The sequence below is a fragment of the Dyadobacter ginsengisoli DSM 21015 genome, from assembly GCF_059568735.1.
On sequence record NZ_JCANTY010000004.1, the window covers coordinates 61459 to 74624 of the forward strand.

Genomic DNA, 13166 nt, shown 5'->3' on the forward strand with positions numbered 1-13166 from the left:
ATTCGACCAACAAAGATTTCAACATATGAAAAATATCATTAAAAATGCAGGTCTTGCCATTGTCCTGGCTGTAAGTGCATCCGCCTGTTCGGAAAGCTGGGTAGATACCAAACCCAACGGATCGCCCACCACCGCATTCTTCTGGAAAAGCGACGAAGACCTCAACAAGGCCGTAGCGGCGATGTATGCGCCCATGGGCTATGAAAATACCTGGGGCCGGAACCTCTTCTGGATGCAAAATGCGAGCGACGACGTAGTAACCGGCCGCGTGCGCGCCGAAAGCGACAACATCAAAAATTTCAACATCACCGGCCGTGAAGGTTCCATTGCCAATTGCTGGAACGATGTGTACTGGATGCTCAACAAGGCCAACCAGGTGATCCAGGGCGTTCCTACGGCGACAGGCGTATCGGAAGCCGTCAAAAACCGGGCTTTGGGCGAAGCTTATTTTATTCGCGGATTCGCGCATTTCTGGCTGGCTTACTCCTGGGGCCACAAAGACCTGGGCGTACCTTTTGATGGGCCTGAAAACGCTGAATTCGGAAAACGCATCCCGCCACAGCTGCCTTCAGTAACCAATAACTACGCACAGATCGTCAGCGACCTTCAAAAAGCGGCTGACCTGCTGCCTTTGTTCCAATCCTACGCTCCGGCTGACCAGGGACGCGCCCACAAAGCGGCGGCCTGGGGCTATATGGTCAAAACGTACGCTTACTGGGCACAATATGACGCTTCCAAATGGGCATTAATCCCGGAGCTGGCGGACAGGATCAAGAATGAGGGAGCCCGCGCCCTCATTACCGGCAAAGCTACTCCGGCAGCAAATTACCAGGCTGTTTTTACCATCGAGAACAACTGGACCAGCGAATACATCTGGTCGGTCAACTCAGGTATACAAGGTGGATCGATCTTCCCCGGTGTATCGCTGGAAAACAAGGGATGGGGTATTTTCAACGGCTGGGGCTACTTCCAACCTACGGAAGAATTGTACGAGGAATATGAAGCAAAGGACCCCAGAAGGGAAGTAACCATCCTGAAATTCGGCGACAAATTCACCTATTTTGGAAAAGAGCGCGCCTACTTTTCTACCAACAGTCTCTCAGGCTTCCAGATCCGGAAATATATGGAACCGTACAGCTATGGCAGCAACGAAAACGCGGGAAGCAACACGATGATCAACCAGAATGGGGATGGCCCTTCGACCCGTCTGAACCTGCCGCTGATGCGCTACGCCGAAATATTGCTCTTCAAAGCGGAGGCATTGATCAAGCAGGGCAAGAATGCGGAAGCTGCCGCACCGATCAACGAGATACGCGCCCGCGTGGGACTCGCTCCTATTGCAACGCCTACGCTCGCAGACCTCAAACATGAACGCCGCGTCGAACTCGCCTGCGAATGGACCGACCGCCTGGCCGATCTGAAACGCTGGGGCGATATCGACAAGATCAATATGCCATTGCACGGCCGGATCCACGACAACAAAACGGATCCTAATTCGACATACAAAATCCAGGAAATATGGCCGGCACGGAAATTCGACGCTGCCAAGCACATGGCATGGCCGATGAACCCGGATGAGATTTCACGCAGCAACGGTGCCTACAAGCAGACTCCCGGCTGGTAGATGTGCCATAACCTGTGAATATTCATCATGGGTTAACATGGAAACACATATTTTTGGATTTAAAACAGGAGACCTCCCGGGGTCTCTTGTTTTATAATTAATCAATCATCATCCATACCCAATGAAAAAAATTGCCCTTTACCTGCTGGTGTTCCTCGCATTCGCCGATGCGTCGTTTGCCCAGAAAACAGCTATTATCAACGTAGGATCCTACAACCTGCGCTACAACACCCCCAATGACGGTGTAAATGCCTGGCCCAACCGCAAGGAGAATGTCAAGGGACTGGTACGCTTTCACGAGTTCGATATTTTTGGCGTTCAGGAAGCACTCGTCGGACAGTTGAAAGACGTCGCCGAACTTCCCGGATTTACTTACTACGGCAAAGGCCGTGACGATGGCAAGGAAGGCGGAGAACATTCTGCCATTTTTTACAAAAAAAATCGTTTCAAATTACTCAAATCGGGTGACTTCTGGTTGAGCGAAACACCCGATCAACCTGGGAAAGGCTGGGACGCTACCTGCTGCAACCGCATTTGCTCATGGGGGCAATTTGAGGATTTGAATACCAAAAAGAAATTCTTCTTCTTCAACGTGCATTTCGACCACCAGGGTGTGGAAGCGCGCAGGCAGTCGGGTCATTTGATGGTGAAGAAAATGAAGGAAATCGCAGGAAACGCCACTACCATCCTGACCGGCGATTTTAACTCCACACCTGAAACCGAGCAGATCAAAACCATCAGCAGCTTCCTCGGCGACGCACACGACGTAACCAAAGAAGCACCTTACGGACCGGAAGGCACATTCAACAGTTTCAAGTTTGATGCACCGATGAAAAACCGCATCGACTATATCTTTGTCAGCAAGAATATCGATGTGTTGAAATACGGTGTACTCACCGACGCAAAAGACCAGCGGTACCCTTCTGACCACCAGCCTGTTTTGGTGAAGGTGGAGATAAAATAGGTCTTCGTCTTCTGATGACCGGCTGTCGGATTTTTGTTATATTCGGCAGCCGGTTACTTGTTTACCTCCGTTTCGATCCGCCATGAGCAAAATTTACGCTGCATTACTATTGGGTCTGCTCATGACAGGATTCACCGCTTCGCAAAACGTCAAAATCAAAATCGTTGCTCCCAAAGCCTGGAATGACCGCAAAGCCATTCTGCTGACGCGTGAAAAAGGTTTCGCTGCCATAGTGCATTCGATTAAACTGGGGTTTGATACCACACATCTGCGGATGGATCCCGACCTGCTGCCTGATCTCTACCAGTTTCAGGTATCTCAGAAGAAAGGCGCATTGACCTTCTTCTTTGAACCGGGGACCGAAATCAGAATTGACACGACTGACCTCTCGAAATCGCGGGTAACCCGCTCCCGGAGCAATATGGAATGGGTGACTTTCCGAAACACGATCCAGGCACCCTCCGACAAAAGACTCGATACTTTCGTTCTGGCCGAGGCTCGTGCGCGCAAAAAAAGCCAAGCCGACAGCGCTCAATACTGGGTCGCGCGGCAGGCACAGGAGCGCGATCAATTGATGAGCGAGACTGCTGCGTTTATCGGCAATCACCCGCAATCCTACGTAAGCCTTTACCTGCTGAAGGGCTATTGGTATGCCTTCAAAGGTAAAGGGCTGCTCGAAAAGCTGGACCATTCGCTGGCGCATCACCGAAACTACCGTTTTCTTAAGGAACGCAGCAAGGACGTCGTGAGAAAGTAACACCCGCGGATTCCAGGCATGGCTTTTTAAACAATGGCGTGAAAACCTTTAAATGGCTGGCTATGGTACTCAACGAACTTCATGGCAACCCCGTTATCCGACATTTCTACACCGCCGACCCCACCGTGTTGGTGGTCGACGATACGCTCTACCTGTACACCGGGCATGACGAGGCTCCCCCGGGAGTGAATCAATACATGATGAACAACTGGCTCGCGTTCTCGACGCAGGATATGATCCATTGGCGAGACCACTCGCTTCTTCTCAATGCGACCGACTTCCTCTGGGCCAAGGGCGATGCCTATGCATCCAGGGTGATCAGGGCCGGCGACAAATTCTATTGGTACGTAGCGGTTTCACACGCCTCCGTCCCGGGCAAGGCAATCGGTGTCGCGATGGCCGAAAGTCCGCTTGGCCCCTTCGTGGATGCCCGCGGTTCTGCATTGGTCACCCATGATATGCTGGCGGCCCCACCGAACGAAAAAGCGAACCTGGACCCGACGGTTATTGTAGATCGTGACGGTGACGCGTATATGTTTTGGGGAAATGGCCAATGCTATTTTGTAAAGCTGAAAAAGAACATGGTCGAGTTGGACGGAGAAATCCAATCCATTAACCTGCCTGGCTTCCAGGAAGGCGCACATATTCATGAGCGAAATGGCTGGTACTATCTGTGCTATGGTTACCAGACTCCGGAAAAGGTCGCTTATGTGATGAGCAGAAGCATTATGGGCCCATGGGAATTCAAGGGGGTGATCAACGAAGTACCGTTCCGTTGTGAAACGAACCGCCCGGCGATCGTCGAATTCAAAGGAAGGGACTATTTTTTCTACCACAATGGCGCGTTACCCGACGGGGACAGCCACCATCGCTCAGTTTGCCTCGAATTTTTATACTACCATGAAGATGAAACGATCCGGCCTGTTGTGATGACCTCGGCGGGCATTCACTCTCTATCAAACACGTTCGTATCCCAACCCCGGAATTCGTAATACTTCCGCTTGGGCTCGCCTGTCCAGCCATTGATACCCTTCTTTTTGGGCAGATAGTAACCGTGGATATATGCAAACGGTACTGCAAACGCAGCGAGAAACGTCATGGCAACCGTCCTTCCAAGGTAAGTGGAAAGGACTAAAACTACGGCGATGGTCAGCAAATATTTGGCTATTCTCCGCCACTTGGGTGTTTGCTCCTCAAAATGCCCGAACAGAATATTCCCGACCGCATAGATGACGCTGACGACGGCGACTTCGAACCAAAGTGTTTGCATGGACCACATCCCTCTTAGGTTTTTGCGAAATAACATTCAGACTCATCCCATTCATCCCTTATGAATGGACCTGCCTAATAAAAGTAGCGGTTCCTTCTGAATACATCAAAAGGAACCGCTATGTGAGGACTTACAAGAGATATTAAATCCCTGTTACAGTCCTCATCAGCGCATTATTCGCGGCGTTGATTTCTCCCCCTCCGCCTTGTTGCGGAATTGTCACCGTAATGTTCTGAGCCGAGTTGGCGGGTGTGTTTGCCTTACGTGTAATCTTGAAACCGATAGCAGAATAGCCATTGGCGGCAATGCCATTCTTTGATGTTACTGTGATGAAACTGGGATCCTCCGAGAAAGTCCATAAATCGTTATTATTTAACACACCGCCGTTCACGTTGGATGTGCCTGCCTGCGTGTTATATGAAATTGTAAAGCCAGGTGATTTCAAAATTTTGAAAAATACAGAGCAGTTGCTATTGCCCGCGCTGTTATAGATCGTCACAACAAAGTCTTTGCTCCCGTTCGCAGGAAAAATTAGTGAGTTGATATCTAAAGTAGGACCTAGATCAGGCGTACCGGGCATGACCTTTACCTGTGCAATAGACACCTGATTCGAAGGAAGAGAGTACCCTCCCTTTGTACTACTGTAATAGAATGCATAGTAATCTCCTACCGGAACAGCTTGGGGATTCTGTACCATGCTTCCCGCATGTGCGTTTGTAGTAAACCATACTACGCCCCCTTTCGGATTATCGAGCAATGCCGTTAGATCGGCAGTTGGTTCCGTACATGAAATAAACGCGGAATTACTTTTTAACGCCACCTGAGTAGGCACATACGTGAAATTCAGTTGTGCTTGGGAAACAGCTGGATTGTAGCAGTTTAAGCCTGGAGCATAGTAAAACGCATAGTATGGCTTCAAATTGGCAGGATCCAGGTTTGATGTAGGAGCACTATACAAAAGCGATCCAGTCAATGTGGGGTCAGTTGAATTAGAACTCGACTTCCAGGCAACTACATTGTTTACCGGTGTGGCTCCTTTAATCTGGACAGTGGATAAGTCTAGTTTATCGCCTTTGAAAGGAGTTTCGATAATCGACTGTTCCAATTCAACCTGAACATTCGATGGCTGACAATCCAACGGATATTTGTCGATACTGAAATGCACATAGCCAGGCGTTTGACCGGGTGTTTTACCTGAAAGTCTAAACCGGAGTGTTGAGGTCGCTGGTTTGAAAGTAATAACTCTTTTGGTCCAATGCTGTATATTGTTTACGTCAAAAGCGGTAGTTTGTGAGGCTATCGTTTCGATTGGATATTGCCCAACAGTGACAATTTCCATCGTTGCAGATTCTGCATAAGGTGACACGGGGCCAGGATAGTCATACATACCAAGTGCGCAAACACTATACCTAAATGTGTAAGTCTTATTAACATCAAATCCACTTACATCCAAATACAGTTTGTCGTTCAGCGCTCCCTCTGATGTCTTCAATGACACGAAAGAATTCTGACCTTGTCCGGCCGGCAATTGCTGTGAATAGAGTGATGGAGGAGTGTCTGCGAGACTATCATAAATATCCCAAAAATAATTTGGAGAGTTAGCATTAAGGCCAGGCCTATGTATGTCCGATATAAACGGCGTACCGATAGCTTTGTAATTCGCTGGGACGCAATTTGCGCACCGCACGCCCGTCGTAGGAGAAAATTGCTGCGCATATACCAGCTGCGAACAAAGAAGGAGAAGACTTGTAAATAAAGATAAAATCGCTTTCATGGATTAACCGATAATGTGTGAAATGGATGGATTGTTTTACTCTCGTAGTTTCTACTCATTGCGCGAAAGGATATGAATAGCGGTTCCTTTTAATGTATTGAAAAGAACCACTATTCAAACCACTTGCGAAAAAACTAAATGCCTGTTACAGTTCGCATAACCGCATTATTCGTGGTATTAATTTCCCCGCCTCCGCCTTGCTGGGGAATCGTCACCGTAATGTTCTGAGCCGAGTTAGCGGGTGTATTTGCCTTACGGGTAATCTTGAAACCAATTGCAGAATAGCCATTGGCGGCAATCCCGTATTTTGACGTTACAGTGATAAAGCTGGGATCCTCCGAAAAAGTCCAGAAGTCGTTATTATTGAATACTCCTCCGTTCACGTTGGATGTGCCTGCCTCGGTGCTATATGAAATTGTAAAGCCAGGTGATTTCAAAATTTTGAAAAATACTGAGCAGTTGCTATTGCCAGCGGTGTTGAAAATGTTCACAACAAAATCTTTGTTCCCGTTCGCAGGAAAAATCAGGGAGTTGATATCCAAAGTAGGACCTAAATCGGGCGTACCGGGCATGATCGGGTTCTCGACCTTTACGTATGCAGTGGAGAGGCTTTTGCCATATAGACCATTCAAAGAAAATCCTCCTTTACCAATATTGTAGTAAAATGCATAATAATCTCCCGGTGGAGCCGCTTGCGGATTGAATACACCAGTACCCTGTTGATGGTTATTAGTGGTGTACCAGACAACCGGGGCTACTGGATTGTCTATCAGTTTGGTTAAGTCCGCGGTGGGCTCTGTACATGACACTGCGGTATATGCACTTTTTAGTGATACCTGCGTTGGAACGTGCATAAACTGGACCCCAAGTTGCGACACTGGTACGTTGTAACAATTAAAGTCCTTGGCATAATAAAATGGAAAGTAGTACTGATTACCTGCGTTTACTGGATTTGAAATAGGAACATGAGAAGCTTCGTCCGCCGTCAAAGTTGGCTCTGTTGACAGAGAGCCTAACTTCCAGACCAATTCACCTGTTTCCGGGGTGGGACTTTTAATTTGAACAGTATACAAGTCCATCTTATCGCCTGGGAATATGGTCTCAAATGATGTTCTCCCCATTTCAACCTGTGTGTTAGGCAGCATACAATCAAACGGATATTTATCGATAGAGAAATTTACATAGCCTGCCGATGCTCCGGATGTCTCGCCGGAAAGTCTAAATTGAAGAGTCGATGCTGATGGTACAAAAGTAATTACATTATCAATCCATTTGTTTCGATTAACTGCGGGAAAATTAGTTGTGTGTGATGCCACAGGATTTTGGTTAACAGTAACAATATCCATTGTTGCAGATTCTCCGAAAGGTGAGTTGTTTCCCGCCTCGTAGTGTACACTTGCAGAAAGTACGCTATAACGGAATTCATATGTTTTACCAACAATAAAACCGGTAATGGTAATGTATAATTTATCATCATAAATACCCGTCGAGGTCTTTAATGTAACAAATGAATTTTTTCCCTGACCTGAAGGTAAGCTCTGCGAATAAGAAGATGGAGGAATTGGCAAAAGGAAACCTGGAAGATTCCATTTGTCATCTAAACTTCCCAAGGGATTCCAGACATCCGATATACTAGGCGATTTGTCCATAGTATAATTCGCTGGATGACAATTATAGCATGTCCCACCAGCGGTTGGGGAGAATTGCTGCGCATCCGCACATAGCGAGCACAAAAGGAATGTGCATATCAATAAAGGTAAAGTCGCTTTCATTTTACAAGCAGATATAAGTGAATGGATCAACTATTTAGCAATCGCAATGCGGTAACTGCTTTCCGTCCCGCCCGTCTTCCTGATTTTGACATTGTAAACACCCGGGGATAGAGAACGGATATCAATCGTGGACTCGGGCTTTGTGCTGGACTTGTATACAGCCCGTCCATTCACATTATATATCGTTACCGCTGAAACCGCTTCCCAGTCACTGCTCTCGAGGTGCAGAAAATCTGTTACCGGGTTTGGGTAAAGTTTTGTAGGGACTCCCTCGAACTTCAGGCTCCGCACGCTGCTGAATGCAGTGCTGCTGTCCTTGTCGATCATTTTCAGGCGATAGAGGTTTTCGCCCTCGAGCGGCTTTTCGTCTACTGCGCTGTAATCGCGCGTCAGGTTGCTTTCTCCTGCGGCTTGTACAGTTTGAATGGTTGCCCAGTCCTTGCCATTGACACTGCGTTGCACATCAAACCGGTCGCTGTTCACTTCATCGGTTGTTGACCAGCTCAAAAAAGCGCTGTTTTCCTTGCGCTCTGCATTAAAATCCTTCAAAGTGACGGGCAGGTTAACCTGCACCGCTATACTTGAGGTACTGTTATCGTCCCCGGTATTGTTGTTGATTGGCATCGCGAAACTCAAACTGGCCAGAATCGGGCCCGTACCTACGCCTTTACCTTTCACACGTATGCGGTATGTGACGCAGGTCAGGTTGGCGAGGGCCGGTTTGTATTGCACATTTATATCGTGTGCGCCTTCACTGTCGTCGTTGTTCGTAAAAAGGACATCAAAATCCAGCGCCTCAGTACCATCCTCGTTCGTTATCCCTTCAATAACCAGATTGGTCGGGAAACTTGCAAGCACCCGAATACGATTGGGAGGAACAGCGATATCCAGTTGGTCCGTGTTACATAAGTACACATCCAGAAAGCCCGTTTCCCCGTTCAAAATGAAAGGCTGGGCTGCATTGATGTTGAGCGTCACGTTTTGTGCCCGGAGAAATTGTGGCATCAAAACACCGGTCAGCATCGCGAGGCCGACCCAGATTTTTGTCATTTTCATAGCATGTTTATCATTTACAGTTAAAGCAAAAATCAAAAATCACCGCTTTAACTGAATAGATAGGAATTCGTTGAGTGGCAGGTTATCAGCATTGACTTATCGGTATCTAGCCTAAACGAAGCACAGGGCAACCTGCGTCGATTCGAATGTGCTCCGGCGAAGAACTCCCGGTATAGCGTACACGTCCTTTGATCGCTCTACCGAAGTCACCGGATCGTTGGATACCCCCGTATGGAAAGTTGCCGCCATACTGGTGAGTTGTATTCAGTTGGCACGTACCCCTGACAACCGGAATGTCATTAAGGCGATGTCCAACAGAGTTTGGGTTAAATAAACTAATTCGATACCTTGCTCCAAACATGCTCAACTATGAAAAACCTCATTTTCACCATACTCGCCGTTCTCCTGCTTGGCCAGGGCACCTCACGCGCACAGGCAGAAGAGGAAAAACTGGATCTTCCCGGGGATAATCTCAATTTGTATGCTGTCCTGAAGTTGTTCCAGGAGTCCGAAACACTGGAAGGTTTTGAAAGAAAACTGAATGAGGAAGACTCAGAGATCAATAATCTGGACCTGGATGGCGACGAGCAGACAGACTATATCCGGGTGGAGGACAATGTCGATGGCAACCTTCACACCATCACGCTCAAAGTTGCGGTAAGCCAAACGGAGGATCAGGATGTGGCGGCTTTCTATGTGGAGAAAAAAGAAGACGGTGAAGTGTGGATACAGCTGGTGGGCGATGAGGACCTGTATGGAAAAGACTATATTATCGAACCCAATTCCCAATCAGGCGCTGTTTCGGAAACCCCTAATCCCGGCTACTCCGGAAACCGTGAAGTGCAACGGTCCAGCGTTCAGCAGAATGTCACCTATGTCTCGGCGTGGCCTGTTGTACGGTTTATTTTCGTCCCGCAATATGTGATCTGGCATTCACCATGGAGATGGCATTACTATCCCAGCTACTGGCAACCATGGAGGCCGCGATACTGGCACTATTACTATGGCTACCATTACCACTGGCATTACTATTACAATGGCCATTTCCGTCGCTGGCCGTCGTACCGCAATCCGGTTTGGCATAACCGCTACTATGGCGGCAATTATCGCTCCCGCTCGATGATCGTGCGTACACGCTACACGCGGGGCGACTATCGCAACACCTACTCGCGCCCGTCGGCAGCACGGCAGGGATCGGCATTGTTCGTCAAAAGGTATCCCAAAGCTCCCACCACCCGGGAACGTTTGCCAAACTTTGATAAGGCTGGCAGGCCCGTGGTGATCAGACCAAGCCCCGGTCGCCCTGGCGCCAGCCGGCCGGTCACCACGCGACCGGGAAATTCCCGTCCGTCGGTCACCCGGCCCGGGAATGGCAACAGCCGCCCTGAAACCGGACGCCCTGCGGTAACAAGACCAGGTACTTCCCGTCCCGCAGTAACCCGGCCCGAGGTCTCCCGTCCTTCGCCTAACCGGCCGGCACCTGCGAGGCCCGCGCCGTCAAGGCCGGAAACATCGCGACCTGCAACCAGGCCGTCGACACGTCAGCCGCAGCAGCAGGCCACTCCCCGGTCGTCCAGGGAAAGCGCCAGGCCAGGTGAAAGGGGACGTGAGTAGTAAATCAAAATTTGATGAATGTGCACTTGCAGCGTAAGCTGGCTCAAAGGTCAGCGAGATACTTCTGCCCGCCCAGATAGCGCATTTGCCGCACGATCTGATTAGTGCGCTTATTTACATATCCGGAAGGGTTTTGTACCGAAAAACGAATAGGGTTCGGGAGAACAGCGGCTATCCGCGCTGCTTCGTAGCGGGTAAGCCGTTTAGCAGATTTATTATAGTAACGCAATGAGGCCGCCTCCACGCCAAATGTCATCTTCCCCATTTCAGCTACATTGAGATACACTTCCAGGATTCGCTCCTTACTCCACAAAACCTCTATCAGAACCGTAAAGTACGCTTCCAAGCCTTTCCGGACATAACTTCGTCCGTGCCACAGAAAAACGTTTTTGGCAACCTGCTGTGAAATGGTGCTGGCCCCGCGTGCCCGTTTCCGATCCTCGGTCATGGCATCGTAAATCTGATCGAAATCAAATCCCCAGTGCCTTGGGAAGTTCTGGTCCTCCGATGCGACCACCGCTAACGCCACTTCCTTCGAAATATTCTCATAAGGCTCCCAGTCATGGTATATCCCGGTGTCCTCATCGGCCTTGAATGCATCGATCTTCCGCGAAATCATATAGGGTGTAACCCAGATCGGCAAAAATCTTAAAATAACCACCCAAACGATCGAAATGACAAAAAAAGCAATAAGAATTCTGAGCGCAATAAATTGCAGACGGCGGAGCATAAAAATTTTCTACTTCTACAAAAAGAAACCAAGTAACAAAAACAGCGTACAAAGAACAGAAACTAATCAGGTTTAGGCAAAGAAATAAATGCCTTAATCACCAAATTTTTCGACAGCGCTGTATATGCATGAAGATTTACTCGGTTTTATCTGGAGGTTCCAGTACTTCGAAAAGACGGGGCTCGCTACCGACGAAAAACTCCCGCTTTCCGTCATCAGGCCCGGTCAGCGAAACAGCAACGCCGGCCCCGACTTCTCCGAGGCGCGCCTGGTTATCGACGGCGTGTTATGGATAGGAAGCATTGAAATCCATATCAAAAGCTCCGACTGGTTTTTGCACGCCCACGAACGGAATGCCGCCTACGACGGGGTAATATTGCATGTGGTTTGGGAAAATGACAAACCGGCGATGCGAAAGGACGGCACCCCGGTCCCTACGCTGTCATTGAATGGGTTAGTAAAAGCAGCGGTACTGGAAAGATACAGGAGTTTGCAGGATGAACAGGAAACGATCCCCTGCGCGAAACTCTTCGCCAGCGCCGACCCAATCCTGAAATATTCCATGCTCGACAGGGTTTTACTGGAGAGACTTGACCGGAAAGCCCGGGAGGTTTCCAAATTACTGGAAGTCAATCAAAATGACTGGGATCAAACTACCTACCAGTGGCTGGGCAGGCATTTGGGATTTAAACTCAATGATGCCCCTTTTCAACGGCTCACCGGCATCCTGCCCTGGAAGCTGGTCCGTAAACATGCCGACCGGCTTATTCAGATTGAGGCATTGCTGTTTGGCTGCGCGGGGTTGCTGGCCGACAATTCTCCCGATATTTATGTCAGGCAGTTGCAGAAAGAATTTCGGTTTTTGGGTGCCAAATATCAATTACACCCCCATACGATGGCACCCCACGAATGGAAATACGCAAAACTCCGGCCAGCAGGATTTCCGACTGTTCGAATGGCACAGTTTGCCAGCCTGTTGAGCAATTCGGGCGGGTTTCTCAACCGCTTCGTGACGTCCGAAAGTTTTGGAGAATTGCGAAGCTTATTCCAGATCGAACAATCGGCTTACTGGCGGGAGCATTATCTGTTTGCCAAGAAAGCGCGCGCGAAAGTTCCGGTGATGGGTTCCGGGGCGGCAGATCTGCTGATCATCAATGCCGCAGTGCCACTGCTGGTAGCCTATTCCAAGCTGAGGCAGCAACCGGAGCTGATGGACAAGGCGATCTACTGGCTTTCTGAAATACCGGCTGAAAACAATCGCATCACCCGCGCCTGGGCCTCCCTGGATATGCGTGTAAAAACTGCCGCCGACTCCCAGGCATTGATCGAATGGAGCAACGTTTACTGTTCGCAGCGCCGGTGCCTGGAATGCACCGTAGGCGGTGCACTGATACGCAGTGCTTAGCCCTTTACGAGGTTTACGCCCGTCAATAAAAAGACAGTACCCACCAGAAACGGCACCACCGACTCCCATTTAGAAACGGTCAGACCTAAAACCGGCTTATCGGACAAGAATGCGATGCAGGCAAACAACAGGACTGCAATACCTAAAATGGTAAGCAATGAACCGAAAAAACGTTTGAACTGGGCGTTTTCCATGGAATG

General features: G+C 49.0%; 12 protein-coding genes. 6 read left to right on the forward strand and 6 right to left on the reverse strand.

What is annotated here, in order from left to right:
* Window positions 1-25: 25 nt before the first annotated feature.
* The 4 genes from BP71_RS15450 (at window position 26) to BP71_RS15465 (ending at window position 4337) form a co-directional block, all read left to right on the forward strand.
* The gene (locus BP71_RS15450) at window positions 26-1624 is read left to right on the forward strand and encodes a RagB/SusD family nutrient uptake outer membrane protein (RefSeq protein WP_496380703.1); all 1599 of its coding nucleotides are present in this window, start codon (window positions 26-28) and stop codon (window positions 1622-1624) included.
* 121 nt (window positions 1625-1745) lie between these two features.
* Complete coding sequence (locus BP71_RS15455) at window positions 1746-2588, forward strand: endonuclease/exonuclease/phosphatase family protein (protein ID WP_496380705.1); 843 nt, start codon at window positions 1746-1748, stop codon at window positions 2586-2588.
* Window positions 2589-2670: 82 nt separating this feature from the next.
* Window positions 2671-3345, forward strand: coding sequence for a hypothetical protein (locus BP71_RS15460; RefSeq protein ID WP_496380707.1), 675 nt, complete (start codon window positions 2671-2673; stop codon window positions 3343-3345).
* A gap of 38 nt (window positions 3346-3383) precedes the next feature.
* Window positions 3384-4337: a glycoside hydrolase family 43 protein gene (locus tag BP71_RS15465; RefSeq protein WP_496380709.1), complete on the forward strand. Its 954-nt coding sequence runs from the start codon at window positions 3384-3386 to the stop codon at window positions 4335-4337.
* On the opposite strand, the gene BP71_RS15470 is transcribed toward BP71_RS15465, so the two are convergent.
* The 4 genes from BP71_RS15470 to BP71_RS15485 all read right to left on the reverse strand — a co-directional run bounded on the left by BP71_RS15470 (window position 4292) and on the right by BP71_RS15485 (window position 9211).
* Window positions 4292-4624: a hypothetical protein gene (locus BP71_RS15470; protein ID WP_496380711.1), complete on the reverse strand. Its 333-nt coding sequence runs from the start codon at window positions 4622-4624 to the stop codon at window positions 4292-4294. The genes BP71_RS15465 and BP71_RS15470 overlap by 46 nt on opposite strands.
* A gap of 133 nt (window positions 4625-4757) precedes the next feature.
* Window positions 4758-6389, reverse strand: coding sequence for a hypothetical protein (locus tag BP71_RS15475; protein WP_496380713.1), 1632 nt, complete (start codon window positions 6387-6389; stop codon window positions 4758-4760).
* 134 nt (window positions 6390-6523) lie between these two features.
* A complete protein-coding gene (locus BP71_RS15480) occupies window positions 6524-8161 on the reverse strand; it encodes a hypothetical protein (protein WP_496380715.1) in 1638 nt (545 codons plus the stop codon).
* A gap of 30 nt (window positions 8162-8191) precedes the next feature.
* Window positions 8192-9211 carry a T9SS type A sorting domain-containing protein gene (locus BP71_RS15485; RefSeq protein ID WP_496380717.1) on the reverse strand — a complete coding sequence of 340 codons (1020 nt, stop codon included), beginning with the start codon at window positions 9209-9211 and terminating at the stop codon, window positions 8192-8194.
* Between the two features lie 375 nt (window positions 9212-9586).
* Between BP71_RS15485 and BP71_RS15490 the strand changes: the two genes are divergently transcribed.
* Window positions 9587-10831 carry a hypothetical protein gene (locus tag BP71_RS15490; RefSeq protein ID WP_496380719.1) on the forward strand — a complete coding sequence of 415 codons (1245 nt, stop codon included), beginning with the start codon at window positions 9587-9589 and terminating at the stop codon, window positions 10829-10831.
* Between the two features lie 43 nt (window positions 10832-10874).
* Here BP71_RS15490 and mtgA read toward each other — a convergent pair whose 3' ends face one another.
* On the reverse strand, window positions 10875-11561 hold the full coding sequence (gene mtgA / locus BP71_RS15495) for a monofunctional biosynthetic peptidoglycan transglycosylase (RefSeq protein WP_496380720.1): 687 nt from the start codon (window positions 11559-11561) through the stop codon (window positions 10875-10877).
* Between the two features lie 124 nt (window positions 11562-11685).
* Here mtgA and BP71_RS15500 point away from each other — a divergent pair, with 124 nt between their 5' ends.
* Entirely contained in the window at window positions 11686-12966 is a 1281-nt protein-coding gene (locus tag BP71_RS15500) for a DUF2851 family protein (RefSeq protein WP_496380722.1), read from the forward strand.
* Here BP71_RS15500 and BP71_RS15505 read toward each other — a convergent pair.
* Window positions 12963-13160 carry a hypothetical protein gene (locus BP71_RS15505; RefSeq protein ID WP_295921514.1) on the reverse strand — a complete coding sequence of 66 codons (198 nt, stop codon included), beginning with the start codon at window positions 13158-13160 and terminating at the stop codon, window positions 12963-12965. The genes BP71_RS15500 and BP71_RS15505 overlap by 4 nt on opposite strands.
* Window positions 13161-13166 lie beyond the last annotated feature (6 nt).

Coding starts and splice junctions, on each gene's coding strand:
- BP71_RS15450 (WP_496380703.1), top strand. CDS start 26: ATGAAAAATATCATTAAAAATGCAGGTCTTGCCATTGTCCTGGCTGTA.
- BP71_RS15455 (WP_496380705.1), top strand. CDS start 1,746: ATGAAAAAAATTGCCCTTTACCTGCTGGTGTTCCTCGCATTCGCCGAT.
- BP71_RS15460 (WP_496380707.1), top strand. CDS start 2,671: ATGAGCAAAATTTACGCTGCATTACTATTGGGTCTGCTCATGACAGGA.
- BP71_RS15470 (WP_496380711.1), bottom strand. CDS start 4,624: ATGTGGTCCATGCAAACACTTTGGTTCGAAGTCGCCGTCGTCAGCGTC.
- BP71_RS15475 (WP_496380713.1), bottom strand. CDS start 6,389: ATGAAAGCGATTTTATCTTTATTTACAAGTCTTCTCCTTCTTTGTTCG.
- BP71_RS15480 (WP_496380715.1), bottom strand. CDS start 8,161: ATGAAAGCGACTTTACCTTTATTGATATGCACATTCCTTTTGTGCTCG.
- BP71_RS15485 (WP_496380717.1), bottom strand. CDS start 9,211: ATGACAAAAATCTGGGTCGGCCTCGCGATGCTGACCGGTGTTTTGATG.
- BP71_RS15490 (WP_496380719.1), top strand. CDS start 9,587: ATGAAAAACCTCATTTTCACCATACTCGCCGTTCTCCTGCTTGGCCAG.
- mtgA (WP_496380720.1), bottom strand. CDS start 11,561: ATGCTCCGCCGTCTGCAATTTATTGCGCTCAGAATTCTTATTGCTTTT.
- BP71_RS15500 (WP_496380722.1), top strand. CDS start 11,686: ATGCATGAAGATTTACTCGGTTTTATCTGGAGGTTCCAGTACTTCGAA.
- BP71_RS15505 (WP_295921514.1), bottom strand. CDS start 13,160: ATGGAAAACGCCCAGTTCAAACGTTTTTTCGGTTCATTGCTTACCATT.